This is a genomic window from Clostridium ljungdahlii DSM 13528 (assembly GCF_000143685.1).
GTDB classification, from domain to species: domain Bacteria; phylum Bacillota; class Clostridia; order Clostridiales; family Clostridiaceae; genus Clostridium_B; species Clostridium_B ljungdahlii.
Genome location: NC_014328.1, coordinates 252,287 through 279,185 on the forward strand (window position 1 = coordinate 252,287; position 26,899 = coordinate 279,185).

The window sequence follows — 26,899 nt, forward strand, 5'->3', positions numbered from 1 at the left end:
AAAAATATGAAGAATGATGTATTAGACTTTTTAAAAAAATTTATTATTTTAGTATTTATGGGTACATTATTTATAATTGTACTTTCCTTATTTATAGTTGGAACTGGAAACTCAAAATGTGATAATTTACCTCAATTCCTGATAAACTCAAAAAATATAATACTAAAAAAACAGGATACCAATTCAGAAAAAATAAAGGTGTATATAACTAAAGAAGATAAAGTAAAAGAAATGGATTTAGAGCAATATGTAACAGGAGTAGTAGCTGCTGAAATGCCTGCGGAATTTTCGGAAGAAGCACTTAAAGCACAGGCTGTGGCGTCTAGAACTTTTGCAGCTGCACATATGGAGGTGTACGGAGGGAAAAAATACAAAAGCAATACAGGTGCAGATGTATGTGATACAGTCAAGTGTCAGGTGTTTGTTAACAAAGAAGATAGAATTAAAAATTGGCCTAAGAGTGATGGGGATAAGTATTGGAGCAAAATTGTAGATGCAGTGCAAGCTACTTCAGGTCAGGTGCTGACTTATAAAAATAAATTGGTGATGGAGCCATACTATTTTGCAGTAAGTGCAGGAAAAACTGAAAATTCAGAAGACGTATTTGGAGAAGCAGAGGGATATTTAAAGAGCGTAGAAAGTCCAGGAGAAGAAAGTGCTAGAAAATATAAAACTTCAGTGAAAATGTCATATGTGGATTTTATAAACAAGGTAAACTCAAGTTACGCTAATTCAGGGTTATCTTCAGAAAATTTATCTAATCAAATAGCTATAAAAAGTAAAAATGAAAGTGGATCTGTAAAAGAAATTAAACTTGGTGCTGTTACAATATCTGGTACAAAATTTAGAGCTATTATGGGATTGAATTCGGCAAACTTTAGTATAGATTTTAAAGATGGTGTGTATATTCAGTGCATTGGATATGGACATGGAGTTGGAATGAGCCAGTGGGGAGCTAATTATATGGGCAAAAATGGCCAAAACTATAAAAATATATTGTCTCATTATTATGAGGGAACTAGTCTAGAAGATGTAAACTTATTTAAAAAATAATGATTATATCATCTAATTGTATGTTACTAAAATACATTAAATAAATATTAAGTAAAAAAGAGGGAAATTTCCTCTTTTTTTTGTAAAAAAATTTCATAAAATATGTATTTTTTTCTATTCTCTGGACAAACTACAAAAAGGAGGTGTTAGTATGAACAAAAAATCTTTTAACAAAGCAATCAACTTTTTAAAAAAGGAGAGCTTTTATGTAATACTGTTTATATGTTTATGCATTGCAGTAACAGCAGCAGTAATAACAGCAAGAAATAATAAAAATCAAAGTGCACAGCTTCAAAAAAGTCAGGCTGTAGAGCAGAAAAAAATTAGGGAAACAGCAAAGGCAAATGAAAAGCCTTCTTCCAATTATAATAATGCTCTTCAAGTAAAAAAGGATAATAAGTCAAAATCCAATATATCTAATAACGAAGCATCGAAGGGAGTATCTAACTCAGTAAGCACTTCCTTTCAAAAGCCAGTAGAGGGTAATATTGCAAGAGGTTATTCAGAGGATCCAGTATATTGGGATTCTACAGCAACTTATAGACCAAACTTAGGATATGATATACAAACTCCACTTGGCAAACCAGTGTTTGCAGCTATGGATGGAAAGGTAGAATCAGTAAATACAGCAACACAGGATGGAGTAGAAGTTATTATAGATCATCAAAATGGATTAAAAACAGTTTATTCTAACCTAGATCCAAATGTGAAAGTTAGTGCAGGTCAAACCATAAAAAAAGGAGCAGTTATTGGAGTAGTTGGGAAAAGTACATTGAGATCAGCTTATGAGAAATACGGAGATCACTTGCACTTCGCTGTTTTGAAAGGAAAAGAATTTGTTGACCCAGGTAAATATATAAAATACTAATATTTGGCCATTTCTTAGAATTTTATGGAGAAATGGCCCATACACAATGAATTTTAAAATATTAATCAGCATATTTATAAATATATAGGAACAAGTATAATTGGCAGAGATTATTTAGTTTAATGATAAATACGAGTAAATACGTTTATGGATATATAATGTAAAGTTTCATCATCAATTGTTGATTGTAAAACGGTAACTGTAAAAAGGAGTTGAATAAAATTGAAAGATTATATTGAAGAAAGGGTTTTGGAAGTTGCCAAATATATAATAGGATCTAAGGCCACAATAAGGAAAACGGCTAAAGTTTTTGGGGTAAGTAAAAGTACTATACACAAGGATATGACAGAAAGGTTGCCTAAAATAAATCCTCAGATCGCTCAGGAAGCTAAGAGTATATTAGATTATAATAAGGCAGAGAGACATATAAGAGGTGGTAAAGCTACTAAAATGAAATATAAAGCTATTGAAGGCTAAAAACATTCCTATTATAATTAGAATATGATATGATAATAAAGGTAAATAAATTTACCTTTTAGTTTCAAAAGCAAAGGAGATTAGGAGTGAAAAGGGAATGTTTTTTAGCATAGGAACAGATATGGGAATAGATCTAGGTACAGCAACCGTACTTGTTTATATTAAAGGCAGGGGGGTAATTTTAAAGGAACCTTCAGTTGTTGCTATAGATAAGATAAAAAATAGAGTACTAGCTGTAGGAGAAGAAGCATGGCAGATGATAGGTAGAACACCTGGTAATATCGTTGCCATTCGTCCATTAAAAGATGGAGTTATATCTGATTATGATGTAACGGAAAAAATGTTGAAGTATTTTATAAGCAAGGCTTGTGGTAAAAATAGAATATCTTCACCAAGAATAGTTGTTTGCGTTCCATGTGAAGCTACTGAAGTTGAAAAAAGAGCTGTAATTGATGCGGCTAAAAATGCAGGCGCAAAAAAGGTATTTTTAATTGAAGAACCACTGGCAGCAGCTATAGGAGCTGGTATTGATATAACTAAGGCAAGTGGAAATATGGTAATAGATATAGGTGGAGGAACCACTGATGTAGCAGTAATTTCACTTGGAGGAATAGTTGTAAGGTCTTCTATTAAAGTTGCAGGTGATAAGTTCGATGAAGCCATAATGAAATATGTGAGAAAAGAACATAAGTTGATGATTGGTGAAAGAACCTCGGAAGATTTAAAAATAAAAATAGGATCTGCTTTTGATAGAGATGAAGAAGTAAGTATGGAAATAAGAGGTCGTGATTTAATTACAGGACTTCCTAAAAATATAACGGTATCTTCTGCGGAAATGAGAATAGCACTAAAAGAAACTGTAAATTCTATAGCAGATACAACTCGTGCAGTACTGGAAAAAACACCACCAGAATTATCAGCTGATATAGCTGATAAAGGTATTTTTATGACTGGTGGAGGTGCACTTTTAAATGGATTGAGTAATTTAATACAAAAAGTAACTAACGTACCTGTTTATGTTGCAGAAGAACCAGTATCATGTGTAGCACTGGGTACAGGTAAAGTACTTGAATATTTAGACAAAATGGAAGTAGTTTTTAGCGGCGATGATATAACGTTAATAGATTAAAACAAAGAAAAAATCTAACTTATTTAGTATTATGTATTTTTTAATAAGTTAGATTTTAATTTTCTTATATACACTAAAATGTTAGACATAGTTAAATATCAATAAATATGTTGTTGTAATATAAATAATATGAATGAATTAATGAATAAAGTATTACTTCAGCCATACTTAAAACTAAATTAAGACGTATATTGCTGCTGGAATTATTAAATAAATCTTCACTGCTATTTGAATCAACTATACCTATTATTGAGGAATTCCCTACATCCGGGAGAGATTTCCCTACACCTTTGCCAGGATGAACTGGAAAGTCTCTTACTTGAATATCGCCTATAGTTTCTAGATCACCTAAGCAAGCATCTATTCCTATAATGTTTTTATGCGGGTGAAGTAAATTTATTTTATTCAGTTTGCTTTCAATGTTTAAAGCATGTATAGGATCTGAGATTGTACCGTAGACAGGTAGAGGAAAATGTTTGCACTTTAAAAGTGTACCTACTAAGGGACCCAGACAGTCCCCTATATATCTATCTGTACCAATGCATACAATTATGGTATCGTTATTAATGTAATTTTTTAAAAAATAGGCAAGCTTGTAATATGCTAAGGGATCTTTATAATTAGTTTTTGCTTTATTCAATATATTCACCTTCTTTTATGTATGTACTTGTGAAGAACACTATATATAATTTATATGATGAGTTTATACAAATTATTAAAGTTAAATTAAGTGAATATGATTTTGAAAGAAATATAGAGAAATATGGAGAAAGATATATATAATATTAAAATTTAATCATATATTAAATTTGATAATAAGTTAATAAAACTGTATACTAATTTACGTTGAGTACGTTCTTGTTTTAAAGAGCGTAGGGTAATAAAATAAGCTGGCATGGCTCAGCAGGTAGAGCAACTGACTTGTAATCAGTAGGTCGTGGGTTCGATTCCTACTGCCAGCACCAAACATGGAGGAATTCCCGAGTGGCCAAAGGGGGCAGACTGTAAATCTGTTGTCAGTGACTTCGATGGTTCGAATCCATCTTCCTCCACCATAAATATAAGGGCGCATAGCTCAGCTGGGAGAGCATCTGCCTTACAAGCAGAGGGTCATAGGTTCGAGCCCTATTGTGCCCACCATTTAGAATAATAATAGAATAAGCTGGCATGGCTCAGCAGGTAGAGCAACTGACTTGTAATCAGTAGGTCGTGGGTTCGATTCCTACTGCCAGCACCAAATGCGGAGGAATTCCCGAGTGGCCAAAGGGGGCAGACTGTAAATCTGTTGTCAGTGACTTCGATGGTTCGAATCCATCTTCCTCCACCATAAATATAAAGGCACTTTTAGGTGTTTTTTATTTTATAAAAATTTTATAATCTTAATAAATCAAAAAATTATATTATAGCTCTTATCAAGAGAGGCGGAGGGAACAAGGCCCTATGAAACCCGGCAACCAGTGAAAATCACCAAGGTGCCAATTCCTGCAGTATTCTGCAAGATAAGAGAGTAGTTAAGTTATTTAACCTCTTCTTATCGAAGAGGTTTTTTTAATTGATATGCCACTTTAGGTATTTCAGTTTATATTGTGAATATAGGATTTAAATTAGCATTTAATGCAATAGAATTAATTCACTTATTGTAAGAAAAGTATATTTTTACATGGGAGGTATAGAAAATGAGAAAACTATTTACATCTGAATCAGTTACAGAAGGCCATCCAGATAAAATGTGTGATCAGATTTCAGATGCTATCTTAGATGCCATACTGGAACAAGATCCTTATGGAAGAGTAGCGTGTGAAACTGCAACTACTACAGGTATGGTTTTGGTTATGGGTGAGATATCAACCAATTGTTATATTGACATTTCAAAAATAGTTAGAAATACTGTAAGAGAAATAGGATATACTAGAGCTAAATATGGATTTGACTGCCAGACTTGTTCAGTAATAAGTTCAATTGATGAACAATCATCTGATATAGCTATGGGAGTCGATAAAGCTTTAGAAGCTAAGGAAGGCGAAATGGAGGCCATAGAAGCTATAGGTGCTGGAGATCAGGGTATGATGTTCGGATTTGCTACAAATGAAACTCCAGAATATATGCCTATGCCAATAAGTCTTGCTCACAAACTTGCAAAGAGATTAGCACAGGTTAGAAAAGATAAAGTTTTAGATTATCTAAGACCGGATGGAAAAACTCAAGTTACTATAGAATATGAAGACAATAAGCCAGTTAGAGTTGATACCATAGTAGTATCTACTCAGCATGATGAAATGGTAACTAGAAAACAAATTGAAACAGATATAATAAACAATGTAATAAGACCTGTTGTACCACGAGAGTTTTTAGATTATAAAACTAAGTATTTCATAAATCCAACAGGAAGATTTGTTGTTGGAGGTCCCCAGGGAGATTCTGGACTTACAGGAAGAAAGATAATAGTAGATACCTATGGTGGTTATGGAAGACATGGCGGCGGTGCTTTTTCTGGTAAAGACCCAACCAAGGTTGATAGATCTGCTGCTTATGCTGCAAGATGGGTAGCAAAAAATTTAGTAGCTGCAGGTATTGCAGATAAGTTGGAAATACAACTTGCTTATGCCATTGGTGTAGCAAAGCCTGTATCTATAACTGTAGATACTTTTGGTACAGGAAATATACCGGAAGAAAAAATAGTAGATATAGTAAACAAGGTATTTGATCTGAGACCAGCTGCTATAATAAAAGATTTAAATCTTAGAAGACCTATATACAGGCAAGTTGCGGCTTATGGACATTTTGGAAGAACTGATATTGATGTACCTTGGGAAAGGCTAGATAAGGTTGAAGAAATAAAAAAATATATGTAAATAATGAAAAGCTCTATATTGTAAAATGATATAGAGCTTTTTTAGTATGGTGGATTAAGACAAAGTTTAATGTGGTATAATTATTTATAAATATATGATTTTGTTTGCAAATAAGGGTAGGAGAGATTCTATGCAAGAATTACAAGGAATTGTAGAAAGTATAATATTTCAAAATAAAGATAATGGGTATGTAGTTGCTAAAATAAGAGAAAATAAAGATGAAGTAACTATAGTAGGATGTATACCTAATATAATTGAAGGACAAAATTTGAAGGCTGTAGGGGAATGGGTTCTTCATCCTCAGTTTGGGAATCAATTTAAGGTTCAGGCTTCTGAAGAGATAATACCTAGTACTACTATTGGCATAGAGAGATATTTGGCCTCTGGAATAATATCGGGCATAGGTCCAGTAACAGCAAAGAAAATAGTAGAGAAGTTTGGTGAAAATACCCTTCAAATATTGGATAATAACATAGGAAGATTAAAAGAAATAGAAGGTATAGGAGCAAAAAAAATAGCTTTAATAGAGGAATCCTATTCTAAACAAAATGAAGTGAGAAATATAATGATATTTCTGCAAACTTATGGAATAACTCCTAGTCAGTGTGTTAAAATACATAAAAAATTTGGAGCAGATTCTATAAGTATTGTGAAAGAAAATCCATATACCCTTACAGAAGAAATAAGTGGTATAGGTTTTAAAACGGCAGATAAGATAGCAAGAAGCCTTGGAATAGAGAATAATTCTCCATTTAGGATACAAAGTGGAATAAGGTATTTGGTGAATAAGTTTTGCAGCTTGGGAAATACGTATATGCCTATAGATAACCTTATAAAAGAAGGTGTTGACATACTCCATATAACTCAAAAAGAACTGGAAGAAAACATATATGAAAGTTCTGTAAATGGAAAAATAAAATTGGAGAAGTGGGAAGATAAAGTATGTGTATTTTCTATGACCTATTATTATTGCGAATTGAGTGTAACTAGAAAAATATTGATGTTAGCTTTTACTAAATATAAGGATATGGATTTTAATATAGATAAAGAGATAGAAGATTTTGAGAAGGAAAATAATATGAATTTTGCTGTTTCTCAAAAAGAAGCTATTAGAGGGGCAATTGAAAATGGAGTGGAGATAATAACAGGAGGTCCTGGAACAGGTAAAACTACAATAATTAATTGCATAATTAGATTATTTGAAAAGGCAAAGCTTAAAGTTTTAATGGGTGCTCCCACGGGAAGGGCAGCAAAGAGAATGTCAGAATCTACAAAACGAGAATCAAAGACCATACATAGGCTTCTTGAAATGGGAGTGGGAAGCGATGAAGAAGCTTTATTTTTTTCAAGAGGAGAGCAATCACCACTACAATGCGATGTGGTTATTATAGATGAGGCTTCTATGATAGATATAGTGCTCATGAATAACTTATTGAAGGCTGTCTCTATGGGAACTAGGTTAATAATAGTAGGGGATGCAGAGCAGCTTCCATCTGTAGGACCTGGAAATGTGCTAAGAGACTTTATAGACAGTAAGTGTATTAAAGTAGTTAGATTAAAAGAGATATTTAGGCAATCAAAAGAGAGTATGATTATAGTTAATGCTCATAAGATAAATTCTGGAGAGATGCCTATTTTAAATAAAAAGAATAAAGATTTTTATTTTATAAAGTGTCAGGATCCTTCGGATATATTAGATACATTGGTAGGATTAATAGATAAAAGGCTGCCAAGTTTTAATAGTAGTTGGAATAAAATAGAGGATATTCAAATACTATCTCCTATGAGAAAGGGAGTTTTGGGAGTATCAAATTTAAATAAAAAACTTCAACAAGTTCTAAATCCTAAAAGTCCCAATAAGAGAGAAAAAAAGTTTAGAGATATGACTTTTAGGGTAGGAGATAAAGTGATGCAGATTAAAAATAATTATACTTTAAAATGGCAAGGCATTTCAGAAGAAAACAAGGAAAGTGGTATGGGTGTTTTTAATGGCGATTTTGGATATATAGAAGACATAGATGAAGAAAAAAATAGAGTGGTAGTTGTGTTTGATGAAGAAAAAAGAGTTGTATATGATAGTATGTACTTAGATGAGCTGGATTTATCTTATGCAATAACCATACATAAAAGTCAAGGTAGTGAATTCCCAGTAATTATTATACCTATGTTTATGGGTCCGCCGCTGCTTATGAATAGAAATTTATTGTATACAGCTATAACTAGAGCAAAACAGATGGTAATACTTGTTGGGAGTTTGAAAGCTTTGAACTTTATGATAAATAATAATAAAAGCTTTGAAAGGTATTCGTTATTAAAATATAGAATAATGGATATAATGGAGAGTGAAACAAATGCTACTGTGGAATGAATCATGTCTTATTAATGAGAGAAAAAAAATAAGTGAGAATATAGTAAAATGGAGCGGTACTAAAGATATTTTTTTAAACTGTATCTCAGTTCCTTATAATTCTACTGAGATTTTCCTGGAGATTATTGAAAAATACATAAGACAAAATGAAAATATTATTTATATTACTAATGAAAAAATGGGTAATGTGGATATAATAAAAAATATAAAAAAGTATACACATTTTACAGATTATTGCTATGTAAAAGGATGTAAAAGTAATTCAAATTGTAAATTGCAGATATGTAATTTTGAAAATGCGTCAAAGTTGGAAGATAAGTTTGAATTAGTTATATATGATGATATAAGTAGTTTTTCATTATACAATAAGTACGAGATATGCAAATTAATTAGCAAATTAACTCATGAGGATAGTAAAGTTATAATATATTCTATAGAAAGTATAGTTGAAAATAGTAAAAAGGTATTTTTGCCTGCTAAAAATGAAGGATTAATAATTGAACCGAGGAGTATACTTACTAGACTGAATATGAATAAAGAAATGCCTTTTTTGGTATACGATTATTTAAAATGGTCAATAAGTATAGGCAAGAAGATAATAATATATGTACCTAGCAAATATAAAATAGACAAGGTAGCTTCATATATGCATAAATATTGTAAAAATTTAGCACATGATGTAGTATGTTTTGCTAAAGGGGAATCGAATAAGAAATTGATTTATAAGTTTTTACAGACAAAAAACTCAATATTAATAACTAACTGTTTTGAAGAAACTGCATTAAATGCAAAAAATTCAGAATTGATAGTATATTTTGCAGATGATGTTAACTTTACTTATAAAGAATTTGTTTACTTGTGTGGAAGTGTTGGAAGAGGTGAAAAAGATTTAAAAGAGGAGGTTATACTGGTTTCCAATATAGAGACAGAAGAGATTGAGAAAGCAAAGAGTATAACTAGCAATTTTAATAGGGAAGCATGGAACATGGGATTACTAAAAATTTAAAATTTTTATTAGATTGTGTACTAGGGCTTATATATTGTGGAGATGAAAGATGTATACTATGTAAAAAAGATATATATAATGATAGAAACATATGTGAAGCTTGTGAAAGCAATATAAAAGTTTGTAAAGACAGTTTTGAGATTGGATATGATGATAAAAAAATTCAATGCTATAGTAGTGCTTATTATTCTGGAGCGATGATGGAACTTATAATAAAATTAAAGTATAAGAGTTCTTTTAAAGCTGGAGATGTTATAGCAAAGTGTATGAGAAATATTATAGCTAATAATCACATTGATTTCGATGTTTTTACATACGTACCTATGACTAAGAAAGCATTGAAAAAGAGAGGATATAATCAAGCTGAATATTTGGCGAACAGTTTGGGGAGTTATACTAATAAGCCTGTTATATGCTGTCTAGACAAAATAAAGGAAACAAAGGATCAAATAGGATTGGATAAAACAGAGAGATGGAGTAATATGTCAGAAAGCTTTCAGGTATGCAATAAAAAAATTATAAAAAATAAAAAAATTTTGTTAATAGACGACGTTTTAACTACTGGTGCTACAGCTTTTGGATGCTGTTCAGAACTTTTGAAAAATGGAGCAAAAAAAATTAACGTATTGACTGGAGCAAAAAGTAGAGTATAATTTTATTAGTCAAGTTAGGTTTGTGGTTGAAAGTCGATGCCAGTCGCAGGCAAAACGATCCACGTAAGTTAGATAAAATATTTAATGAGCATGGTGCGGCTTAGAAGTAAGTCCTGCCGTAAAATACGAGAGGATTAGTAGTGAGAGGTTAATTCCCGGTAGCGAAAGTTCCAGCAGGCGAGTGTGGGGGCAAAGACCAGGTCAGCTAACTTGCAAATGCACTAACAGTGCAATATAGCAGCCTTTTTTAAGGCTGCTATATTAATTTTAAAAGATTATTTATTATTAGTTTTTGGTATTAATAAAAAAGTAGTATAAATGTGTCATTAATAGCTATTGTAATTTATGATAAACAGTATTAAAATATAACTAACAAAACATAGATTAATCCTTTACATATGTTTAGGATTACAATAGGAAGGGGCTGGAAATATGAAAATAACTGTAAAAGGGAAAAATATCGTGGTAACTGATGCATTGAAAAATGCGGTGGAGAAGAAGCTATGTAAGCTAGAAAAATATTTCAACCCTGATGTAGTAGCGCATGCTACATTAAGCGTACAAAAAACTAGACAAATAATTGAAGTCACTATTCCTTTTGGAGGAGTTATACTAAGAGGAGAAGAAGGAAATTCAGATATGTATGCTTCAATTGATTTAGTTGTGGATAAATTAGAGAGACAGATAAGAAAGCAAAAGACAAAGTTGTTAAGAAGAAACAATTCGGAATCTTTGAGATTTCAATGCATACCAGATGAGTCAGAAAAAGACGAACAAGAACAAAAAATAGTTAGAACCAAGAAATTTGCAATAAAACCAATGTCATCTGAAGAAGCAGTTCTTCAAATGGAACTTTTAGGTCATAGTTTCTTTGTATATCAGGATGCTGAAAATGGAGAAGTAAATGTAGTATATAAGAGGCGGGATGGAAATTACGGATTAATAGAGCCTGAATTTTAAAAGTTAGATGCAATAAAGGGGGAGCATAAAGCTTCCTCTTTTTATACTTTAAAAATAGACAGCATATTATTAAACTAAAGTAAACTATTATTTAATAAGTTGAACACCTAATAATTAGATGATATAATTTATAAGGTGTATACTTTTGTAAACAAATTTAACATGGTGAGGATGAAAATAATGAAACTTTTTCAGAAAATATTCGGTTCATATAGTGAACGGGAAGTAAAAAGAGTTATCCCTATAGTAGATAAAATAGATAGTTTAGATTCAAAAATGCAGGGATTGACGAGTGGAGAACTTAGAGCAAAGACAGATGAATTTAAAGATAGACTTTCTAAGGGTGAATCTTTAGATGAAATATTACCTGAAGCTTTTGCTGTTGTTAGAGAGGTAGGATATAGAACTATAGGCTTAAAGCAATATAGGGAGCAGTTAATAGGTGGAGTAGTGCTCCATCAAGGAAGAATATCAGAGATGAAAACTGGTGAAGGTAAAACACTTGTTGCTACCGCACCTGCATATTTAAATGCACTTACAGGAAAAGGAGTTCATATAGTTACAGTAAATGACTATCTGGCAAAAAGAGATAGAGATACCATGGCACCTATATATGAAGCGCTAGGACTTAAAGTAGGTGTAATACTACATGATTTAGATCAAACCCAGAGACAAGAAGCGTACAATTGTGATATAACTTACGGTACTAATAGTGAATTTGGATTTGACTATTTGAGAGATAATATGGTTATTTACAAAGAAGAAAGAGTACAAAGAGGGCTTAATTTTGTTATAGTGGATGAGGTTGACTCTATTTTAATTGATGAAGCAAGAACACCTCTTATTATTTCAGGTGAAGGAGAAAAATCAACTGAATTTTATAATATTGCGGATAGCTTTGCAAAATCCTTACAAAAAGAGGATTATGAGGTAGATGAAAAGGCAAATTCGGTAATACTTACAGATACAGGTGTAAAAAAGGCTGAAAACTTCTTTCAATTGGCAAACTATGCGGATCCAGAGAATATGGAGATACAGCATTATGTAGTTCAATCTTTGAAGGCTAACTATATAATGAGAAGAGATAAAGATTATATGGTAAAAAATGGAGAAGTGCTCATTGTAGATGAATTTACAGGAAGAATGATGGAAGGCAGAAGATACAGCGATGGGTTACATCAAGCTATAGAAGCTAAGGAAAATGTAAAAGTAGAGAGAGAATCAAAGACACTTGCAACTATTACTTATCAAAATTATTTTAGGATGTTTAATAAATTATCAGGTATGACAGGTACTGCACTGACAGAGGAAAATGAATTTAGAGAAATATACGGACTTGATGTAATAGTAATACCTACCCATAAGCCTATAGCAAGAACAGATTACCCTGATGTAGTTTATAAAAGTGCAAAAGGGAAATTTAAAGCTATAGCAGATGAAATATATGAAACCTATAAAAAAGGCCAGCCTGTACTTGTAGGTACAGTAAGTATAGAAAAGTCTGAGTTACTTTCAGATATGTTAAAGAAAAGAGGAGTACCTCATCAAGTTTTAAATGCTAAGTTTCATGAAATGGAAGCAGAAATAATTTCTCATGCAGGAGAAAAAGGAACAATTACTATAGCAACTAATATGGCAGGTCGTGGTACTGATATAAAGCTAGGAAAGGATGTAGTTGCTCTTGGCGGACTTAAAATAATAGGAACTGAAAGACATGAGTCAAGGAGAATTGATAACCAACTTAGAGGGCGTTCAGGACGTCAAGGAGATCCTGGTACGTCAAGATTTTATGTATCACTAGAAGATGATCTGATGAGAATATTTGGTTCAGATAGACTTCAGGGAATAGTTGAAAAATTAGGTCTCAAAGAAGATGAGGCCATAGAAAGTAGAATGGTTACAAATGCTATAGAAGGTGCGCAGAAGAAAGTAGAAGGAAATAACTTTGATATAAGAAAAACTTTACTTCAATATGACGATGTAATAAATAAACAGAGGGAAATTATATACAAACAGAGATCACAAGTGCTTGAAGGTGAAGATCTTAGAGAATACATGGTTGATATGATAAAGAGTTTAGTATCTTCTATTGTAGATTCTCATATATCCGGTATAGAAGAAGATTTTGAAGATGAAGTAGAAAAGCTAATAAAATATATGGAAGAAGTTTATGTACAAAAAGATTCCATAAAGAAAGAGGATATTATAAATCTTTCTAATGAGGAAATTAAGCAGAAATATATAGATATAGGTCAAAAAATTTATGAAGAAAAAGAAGAAGAGTGTACTCCAGAACAGATGAGAGAAATTGAGAGAGTTATCTTACTTAGAGTTGTTGATACAAAGTGGATGGATCATATAGATGATATGGAGCACTTAAAGAGAGCTATTGGACTTAGAGCCTACAGGCAGCAGGAACCAGCGCAAGCATATCAGTTTGAAGGCAGTGAAATGTTTGAAGAAATGATATATAATATTAAATTGGATACGGTTAAGTATCTTCTTCATGTACAAATTGAAAAAGCACCTGAGAGAGAAAGAGTAGCTAAGAATGTAGTTACTAATCAAGGTGAAGAAACTGCAATGAAGAAAAAACCTATAAAGAAAGAAAAAACTGTAGGAAGAAATGATCCTTGCCCTTGTGGCAGCGGCAAAAAATATAAAAATTGTTGTGGAAAGCTTGCAAATAACTAAGATGACATTGAGGTGGTTGTATGATAATTGATTTGGAAGAATCCCTATCAAAATTGAGCATATTAAAAAAAACATTAAATAAAATAAAGGAGTCTCTTTGACCTAGGTAACTATAAGAATAGGATAGAAGAATTGCAGATGAAAATGCAGGAACCTAATTTCTGGGATCACTTGGAAAGGGCACAGGAAGTAACTTCTGAGGAAAAGTTTTTAAATGAAAAGCTGGATATGTATAATAAGTTGGAGAGTAGAATAAATGATGCAGAAATTCTAGCTCATATTGCGGAAGAAGAGGAAGACGTTTCTGACTGCAAAGATATATTATCTGAAGTGGAAGATATCGAAAATATAATTGATAAACTTAAAATAGAAATACTTTTATCAGGAGAATATGATAAAAACAATGCCATATTGAATTTACATGTGGGAGTAGGTGGCACAGATGCCCAAGACTGGACGGAGATGCTTTTGAGGATGTATACCAGATGGGCAGAAAAGTCTGGGTATAAAGTTGAGACTTTAGATATTCTTCCTGCAGATGATGCTGGAATAAAAAGTGTATCATTAAGGATAATAGGGGAATTTGCTTATGGGTATTTGAAAGCCGAAAAGGGTATTCATAGATTGGTTAGAATATCACCTTTCAATGCTAATGGGAAAAGGCAGACTTCTTTTGCATCTGTAGAGGTTTTGCCGGAACTTACCAAAGACCAAGACATAGATATAAGGCCAGAAGATTTAAGGGTAGATACCTATAGGTCTTCTGGTGCAGGCGGACAGCACGTAAATAAAACGGAATCTGCAGTCAGGATAACTCATATACCTACGGGTATAGTTGTACAGTGCCAGAATGAAAGAAGTCAGCATTATAATAGAGAGACTGCAATGCTCATGTTAAAATCAAAACTTGTGGAACTTAAAGAAAGAGCACATAAGGAAAAGATAGAAGATCTTGCAGGAGAACTTAAGGACATGGGATGGGGAAGCCAGATAAGATCCTATGTATTCCATCCATATACTCTTGTAAAAGATCATAGAACTGGAGTAGAGAATGGGAATGTGTCTTCAGTAATGGATGGAGAAATTGATAATTTTATATTAGCCTATTTAAGACAGCAGGCAAAGTAAATAAAGTGCTATCAGGCGTACAATCTGATAGCATTTATTTGCATGTATTTTTAACGTATAATTGAAAGAAGGATTTAGCTTGAGTTTTAAAAGTACAGTAGGGGATGTCTTTTCATCCCTAAAACATAGAGATTTTAGATATTTTTTGTCAGGACAGCTTTTGTCACTAATGGGAACTATGATTCAAAATACCGCACTCAGTTGGTATGTGTATAAGATAACTAATTCTCCTTTTCTTCTTGGACTTATATCAGTATTTCAATATGCACCAGTACTTTTGATTACACTTATTGCAGGTGTTATAGCAGAAAGATATCCCAAAAGAAAGATTATTTTAATGACTCAGTTTTCTTATATGATACAGTCCTTTATATTGACTTTCGTTATTTATATTGGATATAGTAAGTATTGGATATTAGCTATATTAGCTGTTATTAATGGGATTATAACAAGTTTGGACATGCCTACAAGGCAGTCCTTCTTTATTGAACTTGTAGGAAAAAAGGATCTTCCAAATGCTATATCTTTAAACTCAACTGTTTTTAATATATCACGTATAGTTGGACCTGCATTTGCAGGAATAATAATGAACAAATTAGGAGTATTTCAATGCTTTCTTGTCAATACAATTAGTTTTATACCTGTTATCTATGGTGTGTTTCAAATAAAGGCCAAAGGTAATCCAACATTAAGAACCAAAAATTTCAATCTAATTCAGGATTTAAAAGGTGGGATTATGTATACTATAAATAAGAAAATACTTCTATCTGTAATGTTTATGATGGCTATAGTATGTACTTTTGCATTTAATAGCAATGTAATTATACCTGTATTTGCAAAGCAAGTCATGAATGGAGGAGCGAAAGAGTATAGTATTTTTTTAAGTCTTTCAGGTGCGGGGTCATTTTTAGGAGCTATTTTTATGGCAGGGATAGGCAGGGGACTTAGAAGTAAGCATTTCCTCATTATAAATTCATTTATATTGGCTATTTTACAAATAGTAACTTTATTTACAAGTAGTTATTTATTGGTAGGGATGCTATTTGTATGTATAGGATTCTTTGGGCTTACTTTTTTAAATAAAGCAAATGCTACACTGCAGTTTAATACAGAAGATGAATATAGGGGGAGGGTAATGAGTATATATGCCCTTTTAAATATTGGAAGCACCCCTTTCGGTAGTGCTTTCGTGGGTGCAGTTATGGAAAAATTCGGTGGTAAATTTGGATTCTTTAGCTGTGGATTAATGATGTTTCTATTTACGATTATCACTGTATTTTTTGTTGAATTAAAAAACAGGAAACCTAGATATAATTGATTATGTTACATATATTGGATAATATGGATAAATAGTAATTCAAGCTTGTACAAAATTTTTAGAAGATGATAGAATATGTTTTTGAATTATGTTAATTTTGGTATAATTATAAGTAAAATAGTAAAGATAACTACAATTATTTTATGAAGGAGTAATAATATGGATGGCAAAGAGTATGTTCAAAAAGTTTTAAGTACTGTACAAAAAAGAAATTTAGGTGAAGAAGAATTTCTTGATGCGGTAAAAGAAGTTTTAACTTCTTTAGTACCTGTATTTGATAGAAGACCTGATTTTATTAAAGCAGGATTACTTGAAAGATTAACTGAACCAGAAAGAGCTATAAGTTTTAGAGTCCCATGGGTTGATGATAATGGAGAGGTTCAAGTAAACAGAGGTTTTAGAATTCAATTTAATTCGGCTATAGGACCGTATAAGGGTGGGTTAAGATTTCATCCATCTGTAAATCAAAGTATCGTAAAATTTTTAGGATTTGAGCAAATATTTAAGAACTCCTTAACAGGGTTACCTATCGGAGGAGCAAAAGGCGGTTCAGATTTTGATCCAAAAGGCAAATCTGATAACGAAGTTATGAGATTTTGTCAAGCTTTTATGTCTGAGCTGTACAAGTACATAGGTTCTAATAGAGATGTACCTGCAGGAGATATAGGTGTCGGTGGAAGAGAAATTGGATATCTATATGGCTATTATAATAAACTTAAAGGTGTAAGTGAACAGGGTACTTTGACAGGCAAGGGACTGACTTATGGAGGAAGTCTTGCCAGAACAGAAGCAACAGGATATGGATTAGTTTATTTTACTGAAGAAATGCTAAAGGATCATAATTTGAGTTTCAAAGATAAAAAAGTAGTAGTTTCAGGTTCGGGAAATGTGGCTATTTATGCTATTGAAAAAGCAACTGAACTTGGAGCTAAAGTTATTACTTGTTCTGATTCTAATGGATATATTTTAGATGAAAATGGAATTAATCTAGATGTAGTAAAAGAAATTAAAGAAGTTAGAAGGGGAAGAATAAAAGAATATCTAAAAAGTGTGCCTACTGCTAAGTATGTACCAGATTTTAGAGAAATTTGGAATGTTAAGTGTGACATAGCTCTTCCTTGTGCAACTCAAGGTGAAATAAATGAGAAATCTGCTAAGGCTCTTGTAGAAAATGGTGTTATAGCTGTATCAGAAGGAGCAAATATGCCGTCAACTTTAGATGCAATAAATGTATTTTTAAGTAATAAGATTCTTTTTGGACCTTCTAAGGCAGCTAATGCAGGAGGAGTTGCATGTTCTGCTATTGAAATGTCTCAGAATAGTATAAGGTATTCATGGACATTTGAAGAGGTAAATAATAAGATCAAAAATATAATGATTAATATTTATAATAATTCTAAAAACGCGGCAAAAGAATATGGAAATGAAGGAAATATAGTTGTAGGAGCCAATATTGCTGGATTTTTAAAAGTTGCTGAGGCTATGATGGCCCAAGGCATAATTTAAGTTTACAAAGAAACTTGGAAGTTATAGAGGATTTTTTTAAAGAAAAATCCTCCTTCAACCGTCTACTGTCAATTATGAACTTTTAAGCAGATTTATTTATAAAATTGATGCAAATATAAATTAACCATTATAAGTATTCCACAAAACGATATGACTAATAAATATTTAGAGTATAAAATAAAAGGATTATTATTGAAGGCATAGCTGTCAATTTCTTTTGAAACTACATTGAAACACCTATCTATGGATTTTGTATTTATATATTGAGATTTGTCCATAGGTGTGTGTATTTTTGATGTGTCCGCATCTGATAAAGTTAGGGCGTCTATGTTATAAGCTCTAAAATATTGATGATCACTGGAATTTTCAAAAGCATACTTAAAGTTTATCTTGCTACTAGTACATAATTGTGCTATTTCTTTTACAAAAGGTGAATTTTTTGAATCCCATTTTCCAGCCATTATGGAAAGAGGAACGTTTTTATCACTGCCTAACATGTCAAAATTTATAACTTTTCCCCCTCTTAGGGTGTCTTTATATTGCTGTGCAAAATTTTTTGACCCTAGGCATCCAAATTCTTCTGCATTAAAAGCTGCAATTACTATATTTCTTTCCGGTTTCCCAATAGAATTTATATATTTTATAAGACCAAGTAAAAAAGATGTACCAGAAGCATTGTCTAGGGCACCGCTATATATTGTGCCGGAAAGGTCAGAGCCAAGGTGATCAAAATGGGCAGATAGAACAAGTGGAGGTAGAGCAGGGTTTTTACCTTTTATGTATCCTATTACGTTGTAAGCAGAAGTCAATTTATTATGAAAAGGTATAAAACAGCTTATTTCACAACCTAAATTTAAATAATTTTTTATTTCTCTGGCAGTTTGTTCTTTTATCATAATGTACATACTTCCCCGAGAATTTGAAATAAAGGAACTTCTAAAATCTAAGCTATTATTTTTGGGAGTATAAAACAAAAAATATTGGTTTGATGTCTGTACTTGAAAGCTGTTTCCTAATGGTGAAATAACATCACCTTTTTTAAAAGATACAATACTATTTTTAAAATTTAGCATATCTTCCTTATAATCTGCAGCATACTTATACTGTTTTACTATAAAGCCATTTTTATCCTTTACTATGAGATATGGAGCAGCATCTATTTTTTCAGGATAAACCACATTAAAAGATTGTAGATAGTCCTTATTGTAAGAACTTAAATTTTCTAATTTAAAATAATGTTTTATAAAAGCCGCTGTTTCATAATTTTCTAAGGTCCCAGTAAGCCTTCCTTTAAAATTATCTGAAGATAGATAGGAAATAGTATTTTTAACTTTTAAAGAATTTAGTGGATGTATAAAATAGTAATATTGAAAACTTAACGAACAAATAATACAAAATATAGTTAATGGTAGTATAAACATAAATTTTTTCATTAATAATAACCTCTAAAATAAAGTGTTTCTAAATATATATTAATTTGCCAAAGTGTATATAACTGTTGTAATATATTTTTAGCTGATTTACTTTTTCAATATGTTTAATCCTGCTTTTAACTTAGAGATTTATCATAAATAAAATTAACCAGGAGGTAAAAATGGATAATATAATAGATACATTAGCTGAAGAGCTTAGTGTAAATAAAAAATATATAAATAGTGTAATTGAACTTTTAGATTCAGGTAATACAGTGCCTTTTATAGCTAGATATAGAAAAGAACTTACAGGAAGCATGAGTGATGTAACTTTAAGAAAACTGGCAGAAAGACTTACATATCTTAGAAATCTTAAATCTAGAAAAGAAGATGTAATAAGAATAATAGAAGAACAGGGAAAACTTACGGAAGGATTAAAGAATTCTATAGAACACAGCAGTACTTTAACAGAAGTAGAAGACATATATAGACCATATAAACCAAAGAAAAGAACCAGAGCAACTATTGCACAGGAAAAGGGACTTAAGCCTATCTCAGAAGCTATTTTAGCTGGTAACTTCCAAGATGATATAGAAAAGTATGCAGAAAAATTTATAAATGAAGAAAAGGGCGTTGAGTCTGTAGAAGATGCACTAGCAGGTGCAGTTGACATAATAAGTGAAGTTATTTCTGATGAAGCAAAATATAGAAAATGGATAAGAAAATTTGTTTGGGAAAATGGAATAATTGAAACGAAGGGTGAAAGCAAAGAACCAACTCCTTATGAAATGTACTATGATTATAGAGAAGCAGTTAAGTCTATTCCACCTCATAGAATACTAGCTATAAATAGAGGGGAAAAAGAAAAAGTTTTATCTGTAAAGATAAGTTGTGATATGAAGAATATAGAAATTTACTTAAAAAATCAATCTCTTAAAGGAAATAATATAACAGATACTTATATAGAAAAAAGTGTAGAAGATTCGCTAAAGAGACTAATTTATCCATCTATTGAAAGAGAAATAAGGTCACAACTTACAGATATGGGAGAAGAAGGTGCTATAAAAATATTTAAAGCCAATTTGAAGGCGCTTTTGATGCAATCACCTATAAAGGGAAAAAATGTACTTGGCTATGACCCTGGTTTTAGAAATGGATGCAAAATTGCAGTATTGGACGATACAGGCAAGTTGTTAGATACCGCAATAGTATATGCTACTGCACCTCAAAATGATGTGGAAGGATCTATAAAGAAACTAAAAGAGCTAGTATATAAATACGATGTAAATGTTGTATCCCTTGGAAACGGAACTGCTAGCAGAGAATCTGAAGAACTCATTGGAAAACTTATAAAAGAAGTTAAGGAAGAGAAAGGAAAGGACCTGTACTATGTAATTGTATCTGAAGCAGGAGCTTCAATTTATTCTGCATCGGAACTTGCAGCAAAGGAATATCCAGACATAAATGTATCTTTAAGGGGAGCTATATCTATAGGCAGAAGGCTTCAAGATCCTTTAGCAGAGCTTGTTAAAATAGATCCTAAATCCATAGGTGTAGGGCAGTACCAGCATGATGTTGCACCAAAGAAATTGGATGAATCTTTAAAGGGAATTGTAGAAGATTGTGTAAATAGTGTAGGTGTAGACCTAAATATAGCAACGCCTTCTCTTCTATCCTATATATCTGGAATAAATACTGCTATAGCGTCAAACATTGTAGCTTATAGAGAGGAAAATGGTAAATTTAAAAACAGAAAAGAGCTTTTAAAGGTCAAAAGATTGGGAGCCAAAGCTTTTGAACAGTGTGCAGGATTTTTAAGGGTAATGGAAAGCGGTGAGCCACTTGACAATACTTCTGTCCATCCTGAATCTTATGATGCAGCAAAAGAACTTTTGAAAATTATTGGATATAATATGGAAGATTTAAAAAATGGAGAACTTTCAGGTATAGATAATAGAGTTGATAAAATAGGCATAGACGTTCTTTCAGAAAAGCTTAATGTAGGTGAGCCAACTCTAAAAGATATAATAAAAGAGATAAAAAAACCGGGTAGAGATCCAAGAGAAGAACTTCCTAAACCTATACTTAAGACTGGAATAATAGACATTAATCAATTAAAGCCAGGTATGGTGCTTACAGGCACGGTTAGAAATGTAGCAGATTTTGGAGCTTTTGTAGATATTGGAGTTCATCAGGATGGACTTGTTCATATAAGTCAGTTGTCAGATAAATTTGTGAAGCATCCACTTGATGTAGTTCAAGTAGGAGATATAGTCCAAGTAACTGTACTTGAAGTAGATGAAAAGAGAAAGAGAATATCACTTAGCATGAAATCAAGTGATTCTTAGGTTCAGGTGGAGTTTGCTTATAAGGAATACCTTTCTCCATCTGAACCTTATTAAACAGTATTCTTAGTGTCTTTAGCACTTAGAATACGTTATCCTTTAGGGGAAGAGCTTATCCAGGCGCGTAGCAGTGCTTATACCCCACTTTGAAGAAAAGCAGATATTCCAAATCTTTGATTTGGTGATAGTCGCTTTCGCTGTGTGCGATGGGGTGTTATCGATGGTAGCGATCGGACAAACAGAAACTATAGGACTATTAGATAAGGTAATCATTGGATAAAAGTTATTTTAAGAATATGTTGAAATGTGCTGGTAAAAGTATTATAATAAATTTGAAAATTTAAAATATAATCTTCAGGGCGGGGTGTGATTCCCCACCGGCGGTATAGCCCGCGAGCCATAATTGGTATGATTCGGTGAGATTCCGAGGCCGACAGTAGAGTCTGGATGAAAGAAGGTAAAATGTAGCGTTTATTAGCCCTGATATTTTATCAGGGCTTTTTTGCTTACCTTAGAAGGTTATACACAATATTTTAGGGGGATGTTAGATATGAGAAGCAATAAGTTAAACAGGCTAGTAAAGATATCATTGTTAGGTGTAATTGGATTTTTACTTATGTTCATAGAAGTTGCAATTCCTGTGTTCCCATCGTTTTTACAGATTGATATAAGTGACTTACCGGCTTTAATAGGCACTTTTGCACTTGGACCTGGAGCTGGAGTTGCCATAGAGCTTTTAAAGAATATACTTCATGGAATATTTGATGGAAAAACAGCATTTATAGGAGAGTTTGCAAATTTTGCAGTGGGTTCAGTTTTAGTGTTTACAGCAGGATATTTATATAATAGACATAAAACTAAAAAGACAGCAGCAGTTAGTCTTGGGGCGGCAACTATTGCTATGTCAGTATTTGCTGCAGTGTTAAATTACTTTGTATTACTTCCGCTTTATGAAAAAGTACTTAATTTCCCTATAAGTGCAATGGTAGCAGCAGCAGGAAAAGTAAATGGAAGTATAACAGATATAAATACCTTGATATTATTTGCTATTGTACCTTTTAATTTATTAAAAGGATTATTACTTACAGCACTTACACTAGTTTTGTATAAGAGTGTATCACCGGTACTGAAACAAGAGCAGAGTAAAAGCAGAGGTTTGGCAGAACATAATAATTAAAGGAAAATCTGGGTTTATCCCAGGTTTTTTTATTTTTATCTTTATGAAAAAACATTTTTGTACGATAATTTATACATAACTTAAAAAGAGAATAAATTATAAAGGGTGATGAATTTGCCAGGTATATGGAATGTAAACAGTAGTTATAATGTAGATAACAAGCGTATATCTACTAAATTATCTTTTGAAGTAGGTGAAAAATTTTCCGCTAGAATTTTAGATTTAAAAAAATCTACGGGAGAGATACTTTTAAAACTTTTAGATGGATGGCAATTTTCTGCGGAAATAGAAAACCCAGTAGATTTTTTGCCAAATAAGCTTGTAAGACTAGAAGTACAAGGATTCGAAAATGGAAAGCTTAAGTTAAAAATTGTGAACTCCCAAGATGGAGAACAAGTCGGAGGCAAAGATTCTATAGATAGTTTTATTAGAGAATCCGGTGACCTTAATTTAAGTAGTGATGACTACCAGCTTGTAAAAAGCATGCTTAAGCACGAAATACCACTTACCAAAAGCAATATTTCTAATATAAAAACTACCCTGGATTTTATAGACAAAATAAAAAGTGAGCCTAATGAAGAAAATGAGTTTATAGATAAATATTTGGATAGTAGAGGCATATCCCCTGAAAGCACAGAAGGTAAATTTACCACTAGTACATTAAAAAATTTTTTTAGTCAACTAAAACAGATAAGTGGTGATGATTTGCTTACTTTCCTAGAAAACAATATGGAACTAAGTGAAGATAATATAAAAAGTTTTAACAATGTATTTAAAAAAGACGGAACCATATATAATGAAATAAAATTCTTGGGAGAAACTCTATCTGGACAGAAATCCACTAATGTACAGCCACAAAGCCAAGTTGAAGGTACAAAAGACAATCTAAAAGTTATTTCCGAAAAAGCCCAAACTGAAGTATATAGAAGTGAAAATAGTGACAGCAAAGCAGAAAACATAGCTACTAAGGACAATATTGCTTCTACACAGAGTGAAAAGGACACTGTTAGTAGGACAGGTACAGAAAGGGCTGGCGTAGAAAATAAAACTGTTTTAAATAGTGAGGGATTGGATGCAAATAAGTTAAATGAGATTTTAAATAAAATCAAAAATTCAGTAGGTGAAGAAAAAACTCAATCTCCAAATGTAGAACAATCATCTAATGTAAAGGAGGATATTTCCTCTAAAGGCATAGAACAGCAGACAAGTATAGATAAAGATATGTCTTCTAAAAATATAGAACAAAAAACAGGTACAGATAAGGGCATTTCTTCTAAGGATATAGAGAATTTAGAACAAAAGGATACCTCAAATACGGTTTCAAAGTTTTCTGAAAAGGAAGGAAGTAAAGTTGAAAGTCCTCACCATAATAATTTTATAAAGCAAAATGGTATGGATGACATTGTAAGCCAGATAAAAGAACAGATAAACATAAAGACTAGTGAGATGAAGGATATTATAAGAACAGTTTTAGATCAAAAAGGAGATGGCAAAAATCAACTTAGTGGAAATATTGTACAGGTGCTTAACAATAACATGAACGATTTCAAAGTATTCAATACTGTATCTAATTCATACTATTATATGGATGTTCCTATAAATTTAAATCAACAAGATTATCAATGTAAACTGATGATTAAGGATGATAGGCAAAAAGGGAAAAAAATAGATTCTACTAATGTAAAAATAGTAACTTCTGTAAGTACTGAAAATATGGGAACAGTAGATGCATATTTAAGCGTTAAAAACCGTAGCATGGATATAGATATCAAATGTAGTAAGGAATGGCTTAATTTATTCAAGAAAACTGAAAAAAGGGTACTGGAGAGCTTATCTGATATAGGGTATAATGTATATGTTAGATTTGATGAAAAGAAAGAAGAGATGAACATATCAACTTGTAGAGAATTTTTTCAGGATAGTGATATAGGTGTTATAAATACAAAGGCGTAACTTTAGGCATTTTTTTCAGATACCTCACTGATTATTATGAACTCATTACTGAACTCTTATTGAAGGGGAATATTATGGATAAGAAAAAGAAAGCAGCAGCTTTAAAATATGAATATAATTATGAAGCACCTATAGTTACTGCAGCAGGCATAGGTCAAATAGCAGATAATATACTGAATAAGGCAAAAGAGAGCGGTGTTCCTATAGTTTATGATAAAGAGCTTGCCAATCTTTTGAGTAATGTGGACATAGGGGATAATGTGCCTTTTGAGTTATACGATGCGGTAGCTAAAGTAATAGCTTATGTGATAGATATAGATAAAAATATAAGTAGAAGGTGATTATTTGGCTTTATTTGCAATATCAGATTTGCATTTGGACTTAACGGGCAGTAAGCCTATGGATGTTTTTGGAAACAACTGGGCTAATCATGATGAAAAAATTAAAAAAAATTGGAACAGTAAAATAACTAGTGAAGACAAGGTATTGATATCAGGAGATATATCTTGGTCCATGAATATGGAAGGAGGAGCTTGTGATTTAGAGTGGGTGCACCAACTTTCGGGAACAAAATTAATGATAAAGGGAAATCATGACTATTGGTGGAACAGTATTACTAAACTAAATAATATGTATGAAGACATGGGTTTTATACAAAATAATTTTTTTACCTATAAGGATTATGGAATATGCGGAACAAGGGGATGGAATTGTCCAGAAAGTGATAATTTTTCTGCTCATGATGAAAAAATATATAAAAGAGAACTTTTAAGAATGAAAAATTCTTTGGATTGTGCAGTAAAGTCAGGATATAAAAAATTTATAGTAATGATACATTATCCGCCTATAAGTGAAAAGTTTATGTCCTCGGGATTTACAGATATATTTAGGGAATATGGCGTAGAGAAAGTCATATATGGACATCTTCATGGAGAATCCTTGTCCAAGGCTGTAACGGGAAATTTGAATGGTGTAGAGTACATACTAGCTTCTGCAGACTATATAAAATTTAACCCTATAAGAATAATGTAGAGTAAACTTAAAAATAAGCTTACTCTAAAAATGTATGGACAGGTTACTTGTGAAATTTAGAAAAAAGTCCATGTTTTTTATTATCACCTGAGTCATCCGTAGGATTATTATCTTCAGTTATTACATTCTTTATAAGATCTTTCTGATCTCTAGCTAAATTTTTAATTTTTTGTGATGCTATAGTAGAGGATGTTACTTCACTGAACCAAGTTATGGAGTCTTCTTCTTTACCTGTACGTCTCATAAGCTCTCCTATAAGATACATTGTAGTAAACTTGTCCATACCGTATATAGGAGAAGGCTCATTATAATATGCATTTTGAAGATTTTCTAATGCCTGGTTTAGAAATTCCATTTCTTTTATTTCGTCTTCCTTAAGTCTGTACATCCAGGCGATTTTTAAAGAATTCATTGCTTTTTTACTAGATCTAGCATTTATAATGTAATAATTTAAAAGAGATAACTTGTACCTTGTTATAGCTAAATCTATATCATATACCTCAGGATAATTCTTACTTTTCCACTTAGGGGAGATGTTTTCCCTAATTATGTTTGCATCATAATCACTCAGGTGCTCAAAGTCACTTTTCATAGCAGCATAACCACATTCATCACATACCCATACGTCATAAAAATAGGGATTTATAATAGAATATCTTATAAAAAAGTCAGAATCTTTTTTTAGTATTCTATAAGAAGATTTCTTAATAGCTCTAGCATTAAAATTATTGTCACAAACAGGACATACTACTTTTTTATTGTAAAGCAGTAGTTTTTGCTTTTCTTCTTCACTTAAGCCATCATCTTCATTTAAACTTTCTAGACCCAAAGAGGTTTTTTTAGACATATCTGTAGCCACCTTCATTATGAATAATATATTATTTTTACTAATTATTAAGTTATAATATTATTATATCAAAAAAATTATTAAAATTATACTATTAAGTATATGGGAAACATATATACTA

General features: G+C 31.8%; 21 protein-coding genes, 5 tRNA genes and 2 riboswitches. Of the genes, 23 read left to right on the forward strand and 3 right to left on the reverse strand.

The genetic code is table 11. The annotated features are described in order from the left end of the window. Positions 1-6: 6 nt before the first annotated feature. The 4 genes from spoIID to mreB all read left to right on the forward strand — a co-directional run bounded on the left by spoIID (position 7) and on the right by mreB (position 3,527). Positions 7-1,053: a stage II sporulation protein D gene (spoIID, locus tag CLJU_RS01210; RefSeq protein ID WP_013236937.1), complete on the forward strand. Its 1,047-nt coding sequence runs from the start codon at positions 7-9 to the stop codon at positions 1,051-1,053. Positions 1,054-1,204: 151 nt separating this feature from the next. Then, positions 1,205-1,921 carry a M23 family metallopeptidase gene (locus CLJU_RS01215; protein WP_013236938.1) on the forward strand — a complete coding sequence of 239 codons (717 nt, stop codon included), beginning with the start codon at positions 1,205-1,207 and terminating at the stop codon, positions 1,919-1,921. A 222-nt stretch (positions 1,922-2,143) separates the two neighbouring features. Beyond that, entirely contained in the window at positions 2,144-2,398 is a 255-nt protein-coding gene (gene spoIIID / locus CLJU_RS01220; protein WP_013236939.1) for a sporulation transcriptional regulator SpoIIID, read from the forward strand. 97 nt (positions 2,399-2,495) lie between these two features. After that, the gene (gene mreB / locus CLJU_RS01225) at positions 2,496-3,527 is read left to right on the forward strand and encodes a rod shape-determining protein (RefSeq protein ID WP_013236940.1); all 1,032 of its coding nucleotides are present in this window, start codon (positions 2,496-2,498) and stop codon (positions 3,525-3,527) included. A gap of 91 nt (positions 3,528-3,618) precedes the next feature. Here the strand turns inward: mreB and yyaC are convergent, their stop codons facing one another. Continuing rightward, positions 3,619-4,167: a spore protease YyaC gene (yyaC, locus tag CLJU_RS01230; RefSeq protein ID WP_013236942.1), complete on the reverse strand. Its 549-nt coding sequence runs from the start codon at positions 4,165-4,167 to the stop codon at positions 3,619-3,621. A 249-nt stretch (positions 4,168-4,416) separates the two neighbouring features. Here yyaC and CLJU_RS01235 point away from each other — a divergent pair. The 14 genes from CLJU_RS01235 to gdhA all read left to right on the forward strand — a co-directional run bounded on the left by CLJU_RS01235 (position 4,417) and on the right by gdhA (position 18,012). Beyond that, positions 4,417-4,492: transfer RNA gene (locus CLJU_RS01235), tRNA-Thr, on the forward strand. 5 nt (positions 4,493-4,497) lie between these two features. After that, positions 4,498-4,582: transfer RNA gene (locus CLJU_RS01240), tRNA-Tyr, on the forward strand. Positions 4,583-4,591: 9 nt separating this feature from the next. Continuing rightward, positions 4,592-4,667, forward strand: a tRNA-Val gene (locus tag CLJU_RS01245). A 21-nt stretch (positions 4,668-4,688) separates the two neighbouring features. Next, positions 4,689-4,764 (forward strand) — tRNA-Thr (locus CLJU_RS01250). A gap of 5 nt (positions 4,765-4,769) precedes the next feature. Next, positions 4,770-4,854, forward strand: a tRNA-Tyr gene (locus CLJU_RS01255). Between the two features lie 79 nt (positions 4,855-4,933). Continuing rightward, a riboswitch (SAM riboswitch) is annotated at positions 4,934-5,033 on the forward strand. A gap of 170 nt (positions 5,034-5,203) precedes the next feature. After that, positions 5,204-6,379: a methionine adenosyltransferase gene (gene metK / locus CLJU_RS01260; RefSeq protein WP_013236943.1), complete on the forward strand. Its 1,176-nt coding sequence runs from the start codon at positions 5,204-5,206 to the stop codon at positions 6,377-6,379. 130 nt (positions 6,380-6,509) lie between these two features. Beyond that, positions 6,510-8,747: an SF1B family DNA helicase RecD2 gene (gene recD2, locus CLJU_RS01265; protein WP_013236944.1), complete on the forward strand. Its 2,238-nt coding sequence runs from the start codon at positions 6,510-6,512 to the stop codon at positions 8,745-8,747. Then, entirely contained in the window at positions 8,731-9,753 is a 1,023-nt protein-coding gene (locus CLJU_RS01270; protein ID WP_013236945.1) for a hypothetical protein, read from the forward strand. Before recD2 ends, CLJU_RS01270 begins: the two co-directional genes overlap by 17 nt. After that, the gene (locus tag CLJU_RS01275) at positions 9,726-10,406 is read left to right on the forward strand and encodes a ComF family protein (RefSeq protein WP_013236946.1); all 681 of its coding nucleotides are present in this window, start codon (positions 9,726-9,728) and stop codon (positions 10,404-10,406) included. The genes CLJU_RS01270 and CLJU_RS01275 overlap by 28 nt, the downstream gene beginning before the upstream one ends. 432 nt (positions 10,407-10,838) lie before the next feature. Then, on the forward strand, positions 10,839-11,366 hold the full coding sequence (gene hpf, locus CLJU_RS01280) for a ribosome hibernation-promoting factor, HPF/YfiA family (protein WP_013236947.1): 528 nt from the start codon (positions 10,839-10,841) through the stop codon (positions 11,364-11,366). A gap of 180 nt (positions 11,367-11,546) precedes the next feature. After that, positions 11,547-14,060, forward strand: coding sequence for a preprotein translocase subunit SecA (secA, locus tag CLJU_RS01285; protein WP_013236948.1), 2,514 nt, complete (start codon positions 11,547-11,549; stop codon positions 14,058-14,060). A gap of 20 nt (positions 14,061-14,080) precedes the next feature. Then, positions 14,081-15,188 (forward strand): peptide chain release factor 2 gene (prfB, locus tag CLJU_RS01290; protein ID WP_099047006.1). Its coding sequence is split into 2 segments (ribosomal slippage): positions 14,081-14,158 and positions 14,160-15,188, totalling 1,107 coding nucleotides; the frame shifts between segments, so codons are not numbered across the junction. 79 nt (positions 15,189-15,267) lie between these two features. Next, positions 15,268-16,506: an MFS transporter gene (locus CLJU_RS01295; protein ID WP_013236950.1), complete on the forward strand. Its 1,239-nt coding sequence runs from the start codon at positions 15,268-15,270 to the stop codon at positions 16,504-16,506. Positions 16,507-16,665: 159 nt separating this feature from the next. Continuing rightward, the gene (gdhA, locus tag CLJU_RS01300; RefSeq protein WP_013236951.1) at positions 16,666-18,012 is read left to right on the forward strand and encodes an NADP-specific glutamate dehydrogenase; all 1,347 of its coding nucleotides are present in this window, start codon (positions 16,666-16,668) and stop codon (positions 18,010-18,012) included. Between the two features lie 92 nt (positions 18,013-18,104). On the opposite strand, the gene CLJU_RS01305 is transcribed toward gdhA, so the two are convergent. After that, positions 18,105-19,445 carry a M28 family metallopeptidase gene (locus CLJU_RS01305; protein ID WP_013236952.1) on the reverse strand — a complete coding sequence of 447 codons (1,341 nt, stop codon included), beginning with the start codon at positions 19,443-19,445 and terminating at the stop codon, positions 18,105-18,107. Between the two features lie 161 nt (positions 19,446-19,606). Here CLJU_RS01305 and CLJU_RS01310 point away from each other — a divergent pair, with 161 nt between their 5' ends. The 5 genes from CLJU_RS01310 to CLJU_RS01330 all read left to right on the forward strand — a co-directional run bounded on the left by CLJU_RS01310 (position 19,607) and on the right by CLJU_RS01330 (position 25,931). Beyond that, positions 19,607-21,772 carry a Tex family protein gene (locus tag CLJU_RS01310; protein ID WP_013236953.1) on the forward strand — a complete coding sequence of 722 codons (2,166 nt, stop codon included), beginning with the start codon at positions 19,607-19,609 and terminating at the stop codon, positions 21,770-21,772. Between the two features lie 343 nt (positions 21,773-22,115). Further along, positions 22,116-22,232, forward strand: a riboswitch (FMN riboswitch). 87 nt (positions 22,233-22,319) lie between these two features. Continuing rightward, entirely contained in the window at positions 22,320-22,946 is a 627-nt protein-coding gene (locus CLJU_RS01315; protein WP_013236954.1) for an ECF transporter S component, read from the forward strand. 108 nt (positions 22,947-23,054) lie between these two features. After that, positions 23,055-24,899, forward strand: a complete 1,845-nt coding sequence (locus CLJU_RS01320) for a hypothetical protein (protein WP_242825695.1) — start codon at positions 23,055-23,057, stop codon at positions 24,897-24,899. A 74-nt stretch (positions 24,900-24,973) separates the two neighbouring features. Continuing rightward, positions 24,974-25,240: an EscU/YscU/HrcU family type III secretion system export apparatus switch protein gene (locus CLJU_RS01325; protein ID WP_013236956.1), complete on the forward strand. Its 267-nt coding sequence runs from the start codon at positions 24,974-24,976 to the stop codon at positions 25,238-25,240. Between the two features lie 4 nt (positions 25,241-25,244). Continuing rightward, complete coding sequence (locus tag CLJU_RS01330; protein ID WP_013236957.1) at positions 25,245-25,931, forward strand: metallophosphoesterase; 687 nt, start codon at positions 25,245-25,247, stop codon at positions 25,929-25,931. A gap of 43 nt (positions 25,932-25,974) precedes the next feature. Here CLJU_RS01330 and CLJU_RS01335 read toward each other — a convergent pair whose 3' ends face one another. Further along, entirely contained in the window at positions 25,975-26,778 is an 804-nt protein-coding gene (locus tag CLJU_RS01335) for a DUF2225 domain-containing protein (RefSeq protein ID WP_013236958.1), read from the reverse strand. Positions 26,779-26,899: the final 121 nt, after the last annotated feature.